At 70.8% G+C, this 16,367-nt stretch carries 15 protein-coding genes and 2 tRNA genes; 10 read left to right on the top strand and 7 right to left on the bottom strand.

All coding sequences use genetic code 11. The features are described 5' to 3' along the window. Positions 1 to 32: 32 nt before the first annotated feature. Complete coding sequence (nudC, locus tag ACFO6S_RS01920; RefSeq protein ID WP_378414061.1) at positions 33 to 917, top strand: NAD(+) diphosphatase; 885 nt, start codon at positions 33 to 35, stop codon at positions 915 to 917. A 33-nt stretch (positions 918 to 950) separates the two neighbouring features. On the opposite strand, the gene ACFO6S_RS01915 is transcribed toward nudC, so the two are convergent. Beyond that, positions 951 to 1,208: a mycoredoxin gene (locus ACFO6S_RS01915; protein WP_378413577.1), complete on the bottom strand. Its 258-nt coding sequence runs from the start codon at positions 1,206 to 1,208 to the stop codon at positions 951 to 953. A gap of 87 nt (positions 1,209 to 1,295) precedes the next feature. Here ACFO6S_RS01915 and ACFO6S_RS01910 point away from each other — a divergent pair, with 87 nt between their 5' ends. Then, on the top strand, positions 1,296 to 3,434 hold the full coding sequence (locus tag ACFO6S_RS01910; RefSeq protein WP_378413575.1) for an ATP-dependent DNA helicase UvrD2: 2,139 nt from the start codon (positions 1,296 to 1,298) through the stop codon (positions 3,432 to 3,434). Positions 3,435 to 3,942: 508 nt separating this feature from the next. Then, positions 3,943 to 4,197, top strand: coding sequence for a WhiB family transcriptional regulator (locus tag ACFO6S_RS01905; RefSeq protein ID WP_378414059.1), 255 nt, complete (start codon positions 3,943 to 3,945; stop codon positions 4,195 to 4,197). Between the two features lie 20 nt (positions 4,198 to 4,217). Here ACFO6S_RS01905 and ACFO6S_RS01900 read toward each other — a convergent pair whose 3' ends face one another. From ACFO6S_RS01900 to ACFO6S_RS01885, 4 genes are all read right to left on the bottom strand, one after another. After that, a complete protein-coding gene (locus ACFO6S_RS01900; RefSeq protein ID WP_378413573.1) occupies positions 4,218 to 5,132 on the bottom strand; it encodes an exodeoxyribonuclease III in 915 nt (304 codons plus the stop codon). Between the two features lie 29 nt (positions 5,133 to 5,161). Further along, positions 5,162 to 6,502 carry an ABC1 kinase family protein gene (locus tag ACFO6S_RS01895; RefSeq protein WP_378413572.1) on the bottom strand — a complete coding sequence of 447 codons (1,341 nt, stop codon included), beginning with the start codon at positions 6,500 to 6,502 and terminating at the stop codon, positions 5,162 to 5,164. Further along, positions 6,499 to 7,398, bottom strand: a complete 900-nt coding sequence (locus ACFO6S_RS01890) for a hypothetical protein (protein WP_378413571.1) — start codon at positions 7,396 to 7,398, stop codon at positions 6,499 to 6,501. The genes ACFO6S_RS01895 and ACFO6S_RS01890 overlap by 4 nt, the downstream gene beginning before the upstream one ends. Before the next feature lie 98 nt (positions 7,399 to 7,496). Next, a complete protein-coding gene (locus ACFO6S_RS01885) occupies positions 7,497 to 8,873 on the bottom strand; it encodes a zinc-dependent metalloprotease (protein WP_378413569.1) in 1,377 nt (458 codons plus the stop codon). A gap of 124 nt (positions 8,874 to 8,997) precedes the next feature. On the opposite strand from ACFO6S_RS01885, the gene ACFO6S_RS01880 reads away from it, so the two are divergent. From ACFO6S_RS01880 to ACFO6S_RS01870, 3 genes are read left to right on the top strand one after another with little or no spacing between them, the layout of a single operon-like run. Then, positions 8,998 to 10,020: a YlbL family protein gene (locus ACFO6S_RS01880; protein WP_378413567.1), complete on the top strand. Its 1,023-nt coding sequence runs from the start codon at positions 8,998 to 9,000 to the stop codon at positions 10,018 to 10,020. Further along, positions 10,017 to 10,406, top strand: a complete 390-nt coding sequence (locus tag ACFO6S_RS01875) for a DMT family transporter (RefSeq protein WP_378414057.1) — start codon at positions 10,017 to 10,019, stop codon at positions 10,404 to 10,406. The genes ACFO6S_RS01880 and ACFO6S_RS01875 overlap by 4 nt, the downstream gene beginning before the upstream one ends. A 13-nt stretch (positions 10,407 to 10,419) precedes the next feature. Then, complete coding sequence (locus ACFO6S_RS01870; protein WP_378413565.1) at positions 10,420 to 10,746, top strand: DMT family transporter; 327 nt, start codon at positions 10,420 to 10,422, stop codon at positions 10,744 to 10,746. 20 nt (positions 10,747 to 10,766) lie between these two features. On the opposite strand, the gene ACFO6S_RS01865 is transcribed toward ACFO6S_RS01870, so the two are convergent. Continuing rightward, the gene (locus tag ACFO6S_RS01865; protein WP_378413564.1) at positions 10,767 to 11,387 is read right to left on the bottom strand and encodes a PPA1309 family protein; all 621 of its coding nucleotides are present in this window, start codon (positions 11,385 to 11,387) and stop codon (positions 10,767 to 10,769) included. Positions 11,388 to 11,529: 142 nt separating this feature from the next. On the opposite strand from ACFO6S_RS01865, the gene ACFO6S_RS01860 reads away from it, so the two are divergent. Continuing rightward, on the top strand, positions 11,530 to 14,484 hold the full coding sequence (locus ACFO6S_RS01860; protein ID WP_378413562.1) for a UPF0182 family protein: 2,955 nt from the start codon (positions 11,530 to 11,532) through the stop codon (positions 14,482 to 14,484). 71 nt (positions 14,485 to 14,555) lie between these two features. Here the strand turns inward: ACFO6S_RS01860 and ACFO6S_RS01855 are convergent, their stop codons facing one another. Next, positions 14,556 to 15,149: a transglycosylase family protein gene (locus ACFO6S_RS01855; RefSeq protein WP_378413560.1), complete on the bottom strand. Its 594-nt coding sequence runs from the start codon at positions 15,147 to 15,149 to the stop codon at positions 14,556 to 14,558. Positions 15,150 to 15,603: 454 nt separating this feature from the next. Here ACFO6S_RS01855 and ACFO6S_RS01850 point away from each other — a divergent pair. The 3 genes from ACFO6S_RS01850 (at position 15,604) to ACFO6S_RS01840 (ending at position 16,345) form a co-directional block, all read left to right on the top strand. Next, positions 15,604 to 15,677 (top strand) — tRNA-Met (locus tag ACFO6S_RS01850). A 125-nt stretch (positions 15,678 to 15,802) separates the two neighbouring features. Next, a tRNA-Met gene (locus tag ACFO6S_RS01845) sits at positions 15,803 to 15,876 on the top strand. Between the two features lie 121 nt (positions 15,877 to 15,997). Further along, the gene (locus ACFO6S_RS01840; RefSeq protein ID WP_378414056.1) at positions 15,998 to 16,345 is read left to right on the top strand and encodes a putative quinol monooxygenase; all 348 of its coding nucleotides are present in this window, start codon (positions 15,998 to 16,000) and stop codon (positions 16,343 to 16,345) included. The last annotated feature ends 22 nt before the right edge of the window (positions 16,346 to 16,367 follow it).

Genomic DNA, 16,367 nt, shown 5'->3' with positions numbered 1-16,367 from the left:
GCACCTAGGGTTGGGGCGTGGCTGACTTCGAGATGACCGACCTGCCGTTGCTCTCCCGTTCGGCGCTCGACCGCGCCGAGGAGCTGCGCGCGGACGAGGACGCGCTGCGCGCGGGCTGGGCGGGTGCCGCGGTGCTGCGGGTGACCCGTCGCGGTCAGGTGCGGCTCGACGGGACGGACCTGCTGCTCGAGCCGGCCGCCGAGCTCGGTGCCGAGCCGGTGCCGGGCGCGGTGTTCCTGGGCAGGCGCGACGGTCGGCACCTCTGGGCCGTCCGGGTCGCGGCGCTGACCGGTGAACTCGGCGACCTGCGGCTGATCGGCCATCGGCTCGGCGACTCCAGCGCCGGGCTGCTCACCACCGCGGTGGCGGTGCTGAACTGGCACGACAGCGCGGGCTTCAGCGCGCTCGACGGGGCACCGACGACGCCGACGCTCTCCGGATGGTCACGACACAGCACGAGCACCGGCCACGAGGAGTTCCCGCGCACCGACCCGGCGGTGATCTGCCTGGTCCACGACGGCGCCGACCGGGTGCTGCTGGCGCGGGGCCCACACTGGCCGGAGCGGCGCTTCTCGGTGCTGGCCGGGTTCGTGGAGGCGGGGGAGGCGCTGGAGACCTGCGTGATCCGGGAGATCGCCGAGGAGGTCGGGATCACGGTCCGCGACGTGCGGTACCTCGGCAGCCAGCCCTGGCCGTTCCCGCGGTCGGTGATGATCGGGTTCTCCGCGGTCGGTGACCCGGAGGCGCCGCTGGTCTTCGCCGACGGCGAGATCGTGGAGGCGCACTGGTTCGGCCGGGACGAGGTGCGGGCGGCGTTGGCCGCAGGCGACTGGGCGTCGGACTCGGATGCGCGGCTGCTGGTGCCGGGATCGGTGTCGATCGCGCGCGGCATGCTCGAGGCGTGGGCCAAGGCCTGACGGGCCCGGCCCACGCCGTCGGTGGGGACTTCCCTACAGGCCCAGGGCCTTCTTGACGTCGGCGAGCGACGGGTTGGTCGCGGTGCTGCCGTCCGCGAACTTCACGGTCGGGACGACGTGGTTGCCGCCGTTGACCTGGCCGACGAAGTCGGCGGACGCGGGATCGTCCTCGATGTCGATCTCGACGTAGCTGATGCCGGACTCGTCGAGCTGCTTCTTGAGCCGGCGGCAGTACCCGCACCAGGTGGTGGAGTAGATGGTCAGGGCGGTGGCGGTATCGGTTGCAGTCACGGCGGGTACAACGTCGCGACCGACGCGGGTTGTTCCACGGCCGACGCGATGGGCCGGTTGTCGGTACCCCCTGACAGAATGGCCGTCATGTCAGCCGACGCGACCGAGACCGGTCTGGACCCTCAGCAGTCGGCCGCGGTACTCGCCCCGCGCGGCCCCGTGTGCGTGCTCGCGGGTGCCGGGACGGGCAAGACCCGCACCATCACCCGACGCATCGGGCACCTGGTTGCGGGCGGCCACGTCTCCGCCGGTCAGGTACTCGCGGTCACCTTCACCGCCCGCGCGGCCGGCGAGATGCGGGCCCGGCTGCGCACCCTCGGCATCGGGGAGGGCGCCAGCCAGGTGCAGGCGCGTACCTTCCACGCCGCGGCGCTGCGCCAGTTGCGCTACTTCTGGCCGCAGGTGGTCGGCGACACGCAGTGGGACCTGCTCGACCGAAAGTTCACCATCGTGGCCCAGGCCGCGAACCGGGTCGGCCTGCCGACCAGCAACGAGAGCGTGCGGGACCTGGCCGGCGAGATCGAGTGGTCGAAGGCCTCGCTGATCGCGCCGGAGGACTACGCCGCGGCGTCGGCCCGGGTGCGGCGGGAGCCGCCTGCGGACCCGGCCAAGGTGGCCGACGTGTACGCCGCCTACGAGGCCCTCAAGGTCCGCGGCGACGGCATGCTGCTCGACTTCGACGACCTGCTGCTGCACACCGCCGCCGCGCTCGAGGAGAACTCCGCGGTGGCCGAGGAGTTCCGGGACCGCTACCGCTGCTTCGTGGTCGACGAGTACCAGGACGTGACGCCGCTGCAGCAGCGGGTGCTCGACGCGTGGCTGGGCGAGCGCGACGACCTCACGGTCGTCGGCGATGCGAACCAGACCATCTACTCGTTCACCGGCGCCACCCCGCGCTACCTGCTCGACTTCTCCCGACGGTTCCCCGAGGCGACCGTGGTGCGCCTGGAACGCGACTACCGGTCCACCCCGGAGGTGGTCTCCCTCGCGAACCGGGTGATCGGCGCGGCCCGTGGCCGGATCGCGGGCACCCGGCTGCAGCTGATCGGTCAGCGTGCGCCCGGCCCGGAACCGACGTTCGCCGAGTTCGACGACGAGCCCGCCGAGGCGGCCGCCGTCGCGAAGGCGATCGCCAAGCTGATCGCGGCCGGCACCCCGGCCGCGGAGATCGCGGTGCTCTACCGGATCAACGCGCAGTCGGAGGTGCACGAGCAGGCCCTGACCGAACTCGACATCCCGTACCAGTTGCGCGGTGGCGAGGGCTTCTTCATGCGGCAGGAGGTGCGGCAGGCGGTCTCCGCGCTGCGCCAGGCCGCGTCCCGCGACGACCTGCCCGACGGCGCCGACCACGGCCCGGGCCTGCTCACCCTGGTGCGTGCGGTGCTGGTGCCGCTCGGGCTGACCGACACCGAACCCGTCGGCGCGCAGGCCCGCGAGCGTTGGGCCTCGCTCGGCGCGCTGGTCCAGCTCACCGACGACCTGCTGACCCACGAGCCGGAACTGGACCTGGCCGGGCTGCTCAGCGACCTCGCCGCCCGGGCCGAGGCCCGGCACCCACCGACGGTGCAGGGCGTGACGTTGGCGTCGCTGCACGCGGCCAAGGGCCTCGAGTGGGACGCGGTGTTCCTGGTCGGCCTCGCCGACGGCACCCTGCCGATCGCGCACGCGCTGGGGGACAGCAAGACCCCCGCCGACGAGGCGGCGATCGAGGAGGAGCGTCGCCTGCTCTACGTCGGGGTCACCCGGGCCCGGGAACACCTGCAGCTGTCGTGGGCGCTGGCCCGGAACGAGGGCGGCCGGAAGTCGCGCCGACGCTCCAGGTTCCTGCACGGCCTGATCCCGGACGACTCGCCTGCGTCCCGGATCGCGACGCCCGCGGCGTCGCCGAAGAAGCAGCCGCGCTGCCGGGTGTGCGGAAAGCCGTTGCTCGGCACCGCGGCGACGATGCTCGGACGCTGCGAGACCTGCCCGTCGAACCTCGACGCCGCGCTGTTCGACTCGCTCAAGGCATGGCGATCCGAGAAGTCGAAGGAGCTGAAGGTGCCGGCCTACGTGGTGTTCAGCGACGCCACGCTCACCGCGATCGCCGAGCAGCAGCCGAAGGACGACCGCGGCCTGGTGGCGATCCCGGGGATCGGGGCGGCGAAGCTCGAGCGCTTCGGGGCCGACGTCCTCGCGGTGGTGCGCGGCGAGCGGCCTGCCGGCGACCCGGAGCTGACGCCGTGACCGGATTGCAGTAAAACTGCAGGTCAAAAATGGGTTGTGCGGTTTGTAGGACACCGCATACCCTGGTTTCCGACGCGGCGAGCTTCGGCTCGCCGCTGCAGGACCGAAGAAGGAACGACAGTCCGCACGAGAGAAAGGGAGGTGATTGGCAATGATCGATTGGAACGGCAGCGCGCCAGGCGTCGCAGCGACCACTCGCATCGCACCCGCCGCTCACCTGCCCGCGGCAGCGTGGTCGGCAATGCCGAATCGCGTTGTGCGCCATCGCGCAGCAGCCCTCTCGTCCGTGCCCAGGAGTAGACCCCGAGTCACCACTCGGTAGGAATCACTCCTTCCTCTCGGCCACGGACGCACCAGCGGACCGTGGCCTTCTTGTTTCGAGCACCAAGCTCCAGGCCCGGCTACAGGTTCGCACCACGACCTGACACCACCGAAGAAGCCTAAGGAGCATGACGTGCCATCCGTCACCTGCCGAGACGATTCCCGGACCGCCACGAGCGAGCCGACCGTGATCGGTCTCGTGCGACGCGAGCTGCCGTGCCGAGCCGACAACCCCGACCTCTGGTTCGCGGACACCCCCGCCGAACTCGAACAGGCCAAGTCGCTGTGCGCGGCGTGCCCCGTCCGAGCCCGGTGCCTGAGCGCCGCCCTCGACCGTGCCGAGCCGTGGGGGGTGTGGGGCGGCGAGATCCTCGACCAGGGTGTCGTCATCGCCCGCAAGCGTCCCCGCGGCCGTCCCCGGAAGGTGGCGGTCTGCGCCTGAGCGGTCGGGTCGGCGGCGGATCAGAGGTCGTAGTCGACGACGACGGGGGCGTGGTCACTCATCCGCCGGTCCGCTGCCGGTTCGCGGTCGGTGCCGGCGGCGACGGCCGTCCGCGCCAGTCGGGGAGTGGCGAGGTGGTAGTCGATGCGCCAGCCGACGTCGCCCTCGAACGACTCGCCCAGCCACGACCACCAGCTGTACGGGCCGTCGGTGTCGGGATGCCGGGCGCGGACGACGTCGACGAGCGTGCGGGGCGTCAGAATCGAGTCGAACCATGCTCGTTCCTCGGGGAGGTAGCCCTCGGCCTGACCGCTGCGCCGCCAGTTCCGCACGTCGTGGCGGGTGTGCGCGATGTTCAGGTCTCCCATCAGCAACAGGTCCCGTCCGCGCGCACGCGCGTCGCGTCGCGAGCGCGCCAGTTGCCGCGCGAAGGCGTCGAGGAAGCGCATCTTGCGTTCGTAGCGGGCGCCGTCGTCGGGTGCCTCCCGCATCCGCCCCGGCTTCTGCAGGTGCGCGGGCAGGCCACCCTTCGGCAGGTACAGCGACGCGACCGTGATCGGCGCGTCGGCGAGGTCCACCTCGAGGTACCGGCCCTGGTCCGCGAACTCGCGCAGACCCCGGGCCAGCGGCATCGGGGCGAGATCGACCGTGTCGGTGTGGGTCTCGCCGGGCGCGCGCAGCAGCGCGGTGCCGGACCAGGTCCGCACCGACTCCGGCCGGAGCCGGGTCAGGACCGCGACACCGTTGCGCCCGGCGAGGGTGCCCTCGTCGTAGGCGAGGTGGTACCCGCCGAACACGCCGGGCGGAATCGCGGCCGCACGGGCCCGCATCTCCTGCAGCGCCACCACGTCCGGATTGCGTACGCGCAGCCACTGCTCGAATCCCCGCCGCTGTGCCGCCCGGATGCCGTTGATGTTGAATGTCGCGATCCGCACGGTGGCCCAGTGTAGGGGTGCGGGTCGGGCTACTCGGCCCGCGGATCGTCCTCGGTGAAACCGGGGAGCCACCGGGTCAGGATGCCCATGTACGGCGCCTCGGCGTCGAGCTGTGCGCAGATGCCGACCGACCCGAGCAGGACCCGGAAGATCATCACGTACTCCGGGGGCATGTTCAGTGCCCGCGCGGTGCGGAAGTGCGCGGAGGAGAAGTCGGTGGCGGTGCCGGCGGCGCGCTGCAGCCAGGTCCGGGTGAAGTGGAACGACTCGGTGTGGATCGGGTCGGTGAACGGGCGCAGGTAGTCGGCGATCTCCTGGTCGGTGACCTGCCGGCCGGGGAGCACGAAACCGTTGTCGCGCAACAGCTCCGTCAGCTCGTCGAACCGCTGCTCGAGGGCGAGCCGGACCATCCTGCCGAGCACCGGGGGCAGCCCGCCGGGCATCGGGGCGCAGGCGCCGTAGTCGAGCACGCCGAGTCGGCCGTCCGGCAGGATCATGAAGTTGCCCGGGTGCGGGTCGCAGTGCAGCAGCCCCACCCGGGTGGGCGCGGCGAAGTGGAACTCGGCGAGCAGCGCGCCTGCGTTGTTGCGCTGGACGACGGTGCCGGTGGTGATGATCGCCGAGAGCGGGGTCGCGGACATCCACTCGGTCACCATCACCTTGGGCGCGCTCGCGATCACCTTCGGGATGGCGAACTTCGGGTCGCCGTCGAACTCCGCGGCGAAGGCGCGCTGGTTGTCCGCCTCGATCCGGTAGTCCAGTTCGTCCTCGGTGCGCGCGGTCAGCTCGTCGAGCACCGGCTTGACGTCCACGCCGGGCATCACCGAGCCGAACATCGTGGCCAACCGGGACAGCGTCTTGAGGTCGGCCTTGAGTGCCTCGTCGGCCCCGGGGTACTGGACCTTCACCGCCACCTCCCGCCCGTCGGACCACACCGCCCGGTGCACCTGGCCGATGCTCGCCGATGCGGTCGGCACGTCCTCGAAGCTGGTGAACCGCTCGCGCCACTTGGTGCCGAGCTGGCTGTCGAGGACGCGGTGCACCTTGCGGGCCGGCAGCGGCGGCGCCTCGGCCTGCAGCTTGGTCAACGCGTCCCGGTACGGCTCGGCGAACTCCTCGGGGACCGCGGCCTCCATCACGCTCAGCGCCTGGCCGAGCTTCATCGCGCCGCCCTTGAGCTCACCGAGCACGGTGAACAGCTGTTCCGCGGCCTGTGAGGCCAGCTTGGCGTCGATCTCCTCGCGGTCACCGCCCGCGAGCTTGCGTCCGAACCCGACGGCAGCCCGGCCCGCGATCCCGATCGGAATGCTTGCCAGTTTGGCGGTGCGGGCGGAGCTGCGGCGGGGGATGTCAGGCACGCCTTCCATCATGTCTGACGATCCGCTCGTTCGCCTAGACCGCCGCCGCCGTCGGGCGCCACAGCGGCGCAGCCGCACCGGGGATGCCGCCGCCACGACCTCGTGACCAGCGTCGGCGGGGCGAGATTCAGCTCCAGGGTGGCGTCGAGGGTGGCCGGCGGGGCGGCCGGGTCGCCGCGCAGCACGGTCGCGAGCTCACCGAGAGCCAGGCCGACCGTGGTCAGCACCGTCGCGTGGTCCGCGTGCCCGACCGCGCCGAGCAGTTGGGCGGCCAGGTGCGGCCATTCGTGGTCGCGTTCGCTCCTGGCCAGGTCCGCACACCGCAGGCAACTGGTGTGGCCGGGCAGCACCAGCGGCCCGACGACGCCGCGGCCGTCCCGCATCCGCACCAGCAGGTGCGGCACCCGCTCGGCGACCAGTTCGGCGACGAGACGCGGGTCGGGTACCTGGTCGTCGGCGAGCACGACGGCATCGGCGCGTCCGGTCGGTCGGTCGGCGTCGCCCTCGAGCGGCCGGGACCGGGTCAGCCGGTAGCGGCCCTGGGTCAGTGCGGCCGCGAGGCCGTCGGAGAGCGGGCCGCGTCCGTGCACGTGCACCCACCGCGGTTGGCTCGTCGCTTCGGGTCGCACGAGCAGGTCCGCCGCGTCCAGCTCGGCCAGGATGCGGGCTGTGTCGACGACGTCGAGGCCGATCAGGTGTGCCTGCCAGATCACGTCGGGGCGCGAGTGCCAGCCGTCGAGCAGCCGCAGCAGTCCCGCCAGTGCCCCCGGCGTGACGCCGTCCGGCGCGGTGAGCAGGACCGCCCGTTCCGGGTCCCAGCCGAGCTGGAGGACGCCGCTGGGCCGGACGAGGACCGGGATCCGCGGATCGAGCTGCGGGCCGGCGCGGCGGGCGGGGACCGGGGTCATGGTTCGACCCTGTCAGGTCCGTGGACCGCCGCCGCCGCATCGGAGCGGGTTATCCACAGGCCGAAACGGCCCCCACCAGGGCCCGGTACGCGACTGCGCTACTCGCCGGACTGCTCCGGGTCGGCGGACGGTCCGCGGCCCTGCTCGCGCTCGCGGGCCTCGGTCTCCTCGAGCTGCGCGATCGGGTCGTTGAACGTGCTGGTTCCGCCGCCGACCACCGAGTCGACGAAGGCCGCGGGGTTGTCCAGGTCGCTCGGATCCGGCAGCAGGTCGGGGTGTGCCCACACGCCGTCGCGGCCGTCCATCCCGGCCGCCTCGGTCAGCTGGCGCCACAACTGGGCGGCCTCGCGGACCTTCCGCGGGCGCAGCTCGAGGCCGACGAGGGTGGCGAAGGTCTGCTCGGCGGGGCCGCCGGTGGCGCGGCGCCGACGCAGGGTCTCGCTGAGCGCCGCGGCGCCGGGCAACCGGTCGCCGAGCGCATCGGACACCACGGTCTCCACCCAGCCCTCGATCAGCGCGAGCATCGTCTCGAGGCGCTCGAGTGCCTGCTTCTGCTCGGGCGTGGTCTGCGGTTCGAAGGCGCCCTGCTGCAGCAGCTCCTGGATCTTGGACGGGTCGGTCAGTGCGCTCGGGTCGATGCCCTGGGCGGCCTCCTCGATCGCCGAGAAGTCCATCCGGATGCCCCGCGCGTACTCCTCGACGGTGGCGAGCAGGCGCTGACGCAGCCACGGCACGTGCACGTACAGCCGCTGGTACGCGGCCTCGCGGGCGGCCAGGAACACCAGCACCTCGCGGTCCGGCTGCTCGAGGCCCTCGCTGAACTTGGCGATCGCGGTCGGCAGCAGCGCGCCCACCCCGGTCGGTCCCAGCGGCAGGCCGATGTCGGTGGAGCTGAGCACCTCGGCGGAGAGCTGGCCGAGGGCCTGGCCCAGCTGCGAACCGAAGGCCAGTCCACCCATCTGCCCGAGCATGCCCAGCATCGGCCCGGCCATCTCGCGGGCCTCGTCGGGCAGACCCGAGACCCACATGCCGGAGATCTGCTCGGCGACCGGGTCGCACAGCCGCTTCCAGGTGTCGAGGGTGTTGTCGAGCCAGTCGGCGGCCGTCCACGCGTCGGTCCGGGTGGCCCCGGCAGGCAGCGTCGTCGACCCGTCGAGCCAGAGCTCGGCGAGGTGCGCGGCGTCGGCGACCGCGGATCCGGTGCCGGCGGGGATCGGATCGACCGTGCCCAGCTGCTGCACGGCCAGCTTCTTGGCGACGTCGTAGTTGACCGGACCGGCCGAGCCGCCGGTGCCCATCGAGCTGCCCATGCCGCTGAGCATCTGGCCGAACTGGGTCAGCATCTGGCCCAGCGCCGCCGGGTCGAATCCCTGCGCTCCGAGACCGAACGGATCGCCCTGGCCGCCCTGGCCGGGGCCCTTGTCGGGGTCGGAGTCGTCGTCGGAACCCGAGAAACCAAACGGCAGATTGCTCATGCCTCAACGGTACAAGGCCCCGCGGCGGGCGGAGACACCGGAAATGACGCCGAGGGCGAACATCACCGCGACCCACGGGCCTCCTCTACTCTCCCGCCTCCGCCCGACCTCTACGCTGGGCCCGGTGAATCGACGGATGGTCACCCTGGTCGCTGCGATGGTCCCGGTGCTGGTGCTGCTGCTGTTGGGTATGACGCTGACGGTGCCGTTCGCGGCGCTCGGTCCCGGACCCACCTTCAACACCCTCGGCGAGGTGGACGGCAAGCAGGTTGTCCAGATCGAGGGCACCGACGTGGACCCGACCTCCGGAAACCTCAACATGACCACCGTGTCGGTCCGGGACGGGCTCAACATCTTCGAGGCCTTCGGCTTCTGGCTCAGCGGACGGCACGGGCTGGTGCCGCGCGAGGAGGTGTACCCGCCGGAGAAGACCCGGGACGAGGTCAAGGAGGAGAACAACCAGGAGATGGTCCAGTCGGAGAGCTCCGCCGAGCTCGCCGCGCTGCACTACCTGGACCTGCCGGTCGCGCTCGAGGTGGCCGAGGTGTCGGAGGACGGACCGGCCGCCGGCGCGTTGCGGCAGGGCGACCAGTTGCTCACCGTCGACGGTCAGCAGGTTCGCACCGTCGGTGAGGTGCAGCGGGCCGTGGCCACGCTGGCGCCGGGCACCCAGGTGCAGATCGGGGTCCGGCGCGACGGCCAGGACCTGACCGTGCCGGTGACGCTCGGCGAGCGGCCGGGCGGCCAGGGCGCCGGCTACCTGGGCATCACCCCAACCGAGGACCCCGAGGTGCCGTTCACCGTCGACTTCAACCTCTCCGAGGTCGGCGGGCCGTCGGCGGGCCTGATGTTCACCCTGGCGGTGATCGACAAGCTCAGCCCCGGCGAACTCAGCGGCGGCGACTTCGTGGCGGGCACCGGCACCATCGACTCCGACGGTGACGTCGGCCCGATCGGCGGGATTCCGTACAAGCTGATCGCCGCGCGCGAGGCGGGCGCGACCACCTTCCTGGTGCCTGCGAGCAACTGTGACGAGGCCCGGGTGAACACCCCGGACGGACTCCGGCTGGTCCGGGTCGAGAACCTCGACGGCGCGGTCCAGGCGTTGGAATCGCTGAACAACGGCGGCGACGCGCCGTCCTGCTGATGAGGTGGATCCTGCTGCTCGGCGCGATCGTGACCGAGGTGGCCGCGACGCTGTCGCTGCGCGCGGCCGTCGACCACCCGGGCTGGTACCTGCCGGTGGTGCTCGGCTACGGCGCGGCCTTCGTCTTCCTGGCGGCGGTGCTCAAGACGCAGATGCCGGTGGGCGTCGCGTACGGGATCTGGGGCGCCAGCGGCGTGAGCCTGACCGCGGTCCTCGCCGCCTGGTTGTTCGGCGACCCGCTGACGTTGCTGATGGCGGCCGGGATTGCCCTGGTCATCGCGGGCGTGCTGACGGTGGAGGTGGGTTCGCAGCGGGCGGCGGAGGCCCGGGCCGGAATCGGTCCCGCGATCACAGCGGACACCACAGTGACCGGGGCACCACAGTGACCGGGGCACCACAGTGACCTGGGCGCTGCTGCTGGCCGCGATCGGGCTCGAGGTCACCGCGACCCTCTCGCTCAAGGCGTCCGACGGGTTCCGGCGGCGTCGGTGGATCGCCCCGGTCGTGGTGGGCTACCTGGCGTCCTTCGCGCTGATCGCGGCCGTCCTCGCGCGGGGCATGGCGGTCGGGGTGGTCTACGGCGTCTGGGTCGCCTGCGGCGTCGCGCTGACCGCGGTGCTCGGACGGGTGATCTTCGGCGACCCGCTGACCCGGACGATGCGGGTCGGCATCGCGCTGATCATGGGCGGCGTGCTCCTGATCGAACTGGGCGCGGCCGCGGGCTGACGCCGCGGCCGCAACCAGGCTCAGTCGTCGTCGGTCGCGTCGAAGGTCGCGTAGAGCGCGTGCACCAGGTTCGGCGCGAGGTCCTCGTGGGTCAGCAGCTCCGGCTCGGCGTCCGGGTCGTCGTCGTCCGGCTTGAGCGCGAGCACGCAGGCGGACGGCCCGTCGCGCAGGACCGCGACGATCAGCCGGGCGGTGCGCCGCTCGGGGTGGGCGTCGGCGGTGGCCCGGGCGATCTCGTCGGCGGCATGCTCGTCGGTGAGCACCGGCGCGACCGCGTGGTCCAGGTCGGACTCGGCGGTCGGCGGCAGCACCACGATCTCCTGCACCAGCACGCACCCGACGACGCCCTCGGGCCAGCTGCTGGTCGCCAGGAACTCGTCGAGCGCGGGGGACCCGCCGCCGACGTCCTCCGGGAACGACTCCTGCTCGATCGGCGTCAGCTCCGCGCCGTCCTCGAGCTGGTCGTGCAGGTCGGGTTCGGCGGCGACCAGTACCGCGGTCGGGACGAGGGCGAACATCGTCGGGGGTTGGCCCCAGCCGGCCGCGTCGACGAAGTCGGCGACCTCCCGCACACAGCGGGACAGCGCGTCGGGGGAGAAGTGGGGCTGGTCGTTGTAATAGGGCCCGTCGATATTGCTCACCGGTCCATTCTCCCATCCCGGCGGCGTTGCGCCCGCCTTGTCCGTTCCGGAACCGACGTAGAGTGGAGCGAAACCATGGCGGTGCACGTCATCGCCGCAACCGCGGCGCTCCTCGCGTCGCCTGAAATACGGAGAGTGGCACGTGGGCATGCGGCCCCCCACCGGTCTACCGGCATTGTCGCGACGGAGCCGAGTGTTGTTGGTGCTGGCGCTCGTTGCGGCGGCGCTGCTGCTGATCGGTCCCCGTCTGATCAACACGTACACCAGTTGGCTCTGGTTCGGAGAGGTCGGCTTCCGTGAGGTGTTCACCACGGTGCTGCTCACCCGCCTGGCGATGTTCCTCGTCGTCGGGCTCCTGATCGGGGCCGCGGCGTTCCTCGGGATGCTGCTGGCCTACCGGAGCCGGCCGGTGTTCGTGCCGGTGGCCGGGCCCAACGACCCGATCGCGCGGTACCGCACGACGGTGATGAGCCGGCTTCGGGCGTTCGGGCTCGGCATCCCGATCGCGATCGGTGTGCTGTCCGGTCTGATCGCCCAGTCGAACTGGGTGACCGCGCAGATGTTCGTGCACGGCGGTTCCTTCGGCATCACCGACCCGCAGTTCGGGCTGGACGTCGGCTTCTACGCCTTCGACCTGCCGTTCTACCGACTGGTGCTGAACTGGCTGTTCGTCGCGATCCTGATCGCGTTCGTCGCGAACATCCTGACCCACTACATCTTCGGCGGCCTCCGGCTCAGCGGTCGGGACGGCGCGCTGACCAAGGCCGCCCGCATCCAGCTGGCGGTGCTGGCCGGCACTTTCGTCCTGCTCAAGGCCGTCGCGTACTGGTTCGACCGGTACTCGCTGCTGACCAGCGGACGCAAGGAGCCGACCTTCTCCGGCGCCGGTTTCACGGACATCAATGCGGTGCTGCCTGCCAAGCTGATCCTGCTGGCCATCGCGGTGATCTGTGCGCTCGCCTTCTTCTCGGCGATCTTCATGCGGGACATGCGGATTCCGGCGATGGCACTGGGCCTGCTGGTGCTGTCCTCGGTGCTGGTCGGCGCGGTGTACCCGCTGGTGGTCGAGCAGTTCTCGGTCAAGCCGAACGCCGCGGACAAGGAGAGTCCGTACATCGAGCGGAACATCGCCGCGACGCGTCAGGCCTACGGGATCACCGACGACAAGGTGGCCTACGAGGACTACTCCGGCGACGCGACGGCGGCGCCGCGCGAGGTCCGTGCCGACGTCACCACCATCGCCAACGCGCGCCTGCTGGACCCGAACGTGCTCTCGCCCACCTTCACCCAGCAGCAGCAGCGGCAGAACTTCTACGGTTTCCCGCCCACCCTGGACATCGACCGGTACGACATCTCCGGCGCGATGGCCGACTACGTGGTCGCGGCGCGTGAGCTCTCGCCGAACAACCTGCAGGGCAACCAGACCGACTGGATCAACAAGCACACCGTCTTCACCCACGGCGACGGACTGGTGGCGGCGCCTGCGAACCGGGTCACCGCCCCGGTGCTGGACCCGACGCAGGACACGTCCAACAACGCGGGCTACCCGATCTACACGGTCAGCGACATCGCGTCGCTGGAGGCGGGGAACCAGGTCATCAAGGTCGACGAGCCCCGGATCTACTACGGCGAGGTGATCGCCGAGGGCACCGAGGACTACGCCATCGTCGGCGGCGCACCCGGTTCCGATCCTCGTGAGTACGACACGGAGAAGACGAAGTACACCTACGCAGGCAAGGGCGGCGTGCCGATCGGGAACTGGGCCAACCGGCTCGCCTTCGCGGCGAAGTACGCCGAACGCAACATCCTGTTCTCCGGCACCATCGGCTCCGACTCGAAGATCATCTACAACCGTGACCCCAGAGACCGGGTGGGGGAGGTGGCGCCGTGGCTGACCACGGACGGCGACGCGTACCCCGCGGCGGTCGACGGGAAGATCGTCTGGATCGTCGACGCGTACACCACCCTCGACAACTACCCGTACGCGCAGCGCAGCTCCCTCGAGGGACTGGTCGCGGACAGTGTGGACGCGAACACCGGCCGACTGCTCCCCAAGAAGGAGGTCTCCTACATCCGCAACTCGGTGAAGGCGACGGTCGACGCGTACGACGGCACCGTCACGCTGTACCAGGTGGACGAGCAGGACCCGGTCCTGAAGGCCTGGATGGGAGTGTTCCCGGGCACGGTGGAGCCGCAGAGTGAGGTCACCGACGAACTGCGCGCCCACTTCCGCTACCCGGAGGACCTGTTCAAGGTCCAGCGCGAGATGCTCGCGAAGTACCACGTGGACGATCCGCGAGAGTTCTTCACCAACAACGCCTTCTGGTCGGTGCCCAACGAGCCGACGGTGGAGGGTTCGAAGGAGAACGAGCCGCCGTACTACGTGCTGGTCGGTGACCAGCAGACCGGGGAGCCCACGTTCCGCCTGACCAGTCCGATGGTCGGGTTCCGGCGGGACTTCCTCTCCGCGTACATCGCGGTGAACTCGGACCCGAAGGACTACGGCAAGATCACCGTCCTGCAGCTGCCGATCAACAAGCAGACTCAGGGGCCGGCGCAGTCGCAGAACTCGATGATCTCCGATGCCCGGGTCGGCACGGAGAAGTCGCTGCTGGAGAAGACCAACAAGATCCAGTACGGCAACCAGCTCGCGCTGCCCATCGGGAACGGCGGCATCCTGTACGTGGAGCCGATGTACACCGAGCGCAGCGGGGCCAACGCGGCCACCTTCCCGCAGCTGACCCGGGTGCTGGCCAGCTTCCAGGAGCCCGGTCCGACCGGCCGGGTCCGGGTGGGTTACGCGGCGACCCTGGCCGAGGCCCTCGACCAGGTCTTCGACGGCGCGACGTCCGGTACCGCAACGGCGCCGGGTGGCAGCGCGACCGCGCCGCCGCCGCAGACCGGCGGCACGCCGCCTCCGACAGGGCCGGCGCCGGCTCCGGCGCCTGCGCCCAACGAGGCCGCGGTGGTCTCGGAACTCGATGCCGCGCTGGGGAACCTGCGGGCCACCCAGCAGAGCGGTGACTTCGCCGCGTACGGCGCGGCGCTGGATCGACTGCAGAAGGCGGTCGACGCCTACCAGGGCCTGCCCCGGTAGCGGCACACCGTAGAACAGCGAAGGGCCCCGTCATCCGAATCGGATGACGGGGCCCTTCTGCATTGTCCGGGTCAGCGGGTGAGGCTGGCCAGGAAGATGCTGTTCGCGTCGATCAGCTGACGGACCTGGTCGCCGTGGCCGTACTGGTGGGCGGTGGCGATGGCGGTGTCGGTGGCCCGCTGCACCTGGTCGGCGGTGGGCACCGGGAAGTTCGCGGGCAGTGCCGGGACGACCAGGACGGCCGGGATGGCCGGGACGGCCGGAGCGACCTGGACGGGCGCGGCGGGGGCCGGCGCCGGCTCGGCGATCGGCGCGGGCGCCTCCTCGGCGGCGGCCGTCGTCAGGTACTGACCGCAGTGCGGCCACGCGCCGACGCCCTGGCTCTGCAGGGTGTTCTCGGCGACGCGGATCTGCTCGGCCTTCGATGCGCCGTGCGGAGAGCCGCTGCCGCCGTTGGCGGTCCAGGTGCTCTGCGAGAACTGCAGGCCGCCGTAGTAGCCGTTGCCGGTGTTGATGCCCCAGTTGCCGCCGCTCTCGCACTGCGCGACGCCGTCCCAGTTGTGGGTGGCTGCGGAGGCGGTGCCGGTGACGAGACCGAAGGGGACCGCGACGAGGGCGCCGGTGACGGCGGCAAATCCGAGTGCGCGGGTGCTGAGCTTGGTCATGCGGGTAAATCCTCTCCGCGCTTGCCGACGGGGCCGAGCCTGGGCGGTCATGACTTGAACATCGCCCGGCGTGGAGATGGCGCCGCGTCCCTGCCCCCCGAAGGTTTTGGGGTACCGATCCGCGGGGCAGGTCGTGCAGCGGCGGGTCGGCTCAGCCCGGGTTTCTCGGGCCGTTGGCGACCGTACGCATCAATTTCGTGAGGGGCACAATGCCGATCCGGCGCTCAATCCGTGGACTTCCCGGCGCGATTCCCGCCGTTTCCCCAGTTCGCTACGGAGTGTTGCGCTCTAGATGCCGGTTTGTGACCTGTCCGTTATGTGGCTGGGATCACCGCTGATTTGTGCACTGGGTCACCCCGATGTGTGCACGGGGCGCCCCGATTCGGCCGTGCCGCGACGGGCGATCGGGCGATTTGTGTTCCGTTCGCACCCTCGTGTAACTTCGTTCATGCATCGCGGGGTGGAGCAGCTCGGTAGCTCGCTGGGCTCATAACCCAGAGGTCGCAGGTTCAAATCCTGTCCCCGCTACTAGATACGAAAGCCCGGTCCTCGGACCGGGCTTTCGTCGTTATCCGGGACTCTTTGTGCCCGCGCGGGTCGTCGCGGCGGGTGGTCGGGGGCGCTCGGATGTTCGTGTAGAGTAGTAAGTGCATCGCGGGGTGGAGCAGCTCGGTAGCTCGCTGGGCTCATAACCCAGAGGTCGCAGGTTCAAATCCTGTCCCCGCTACTAGATACGAAAGCCCGGTCTTCGGACCGGGCTTTCGTCGTTTCCGGGGTTCCGCGAGTGGGCGGCGTAGGTTTGTTCCCGGCGGACACGTTCAGCGGTCCGAAGGCGGAGGGTGGCAGTCGTGATCTTCATCGTCGTCAACTTCACTGTGCGGCCCGAGTATTCGGACGGATGGCTCGAACTCACGCGACCGTTCACCGATGCGACCCGGAGCGAACCGGGAAACCTGTGGTTCGACTGGTCCCGCTCGACCGAGAATCCCGACGTCTTCGTTCTCGTCGAGGCCTTCCGTGACGACGACGCGGCCGTCGCGCACGTGCAGAGCCGGCACTTCCGGGATGCGATGCGGGACCTGAAGCCGGCGCTGGTGAGCACGCCGAGAATCATCAACACGAAGATCGACGCCGAGGACTGGTCGCTGATGGGCGAGCTCGCCGTCGACCAGGTGCCCCCGGCGGGTGGTAATTGACGTCCGAAAAGTGGGATACAGT

It is taken from the genome of Rhodococcus kronopolitis, assembly GCF_042654025.1.
In the GTDB taxonomy this organism is placed as follows: Bacteria; Actinomycetota; Actinomycetes; order Mycobacteriales; family Mycobacteriaceae; genus Rhodococcus_G; species Rhodococcus_G kronopolitis.
The sequence above is the reverse complement of the archived record's forward strand: the minus strand, read 5'-3'. Positions and strand labels throughout refer to the sequence as shown.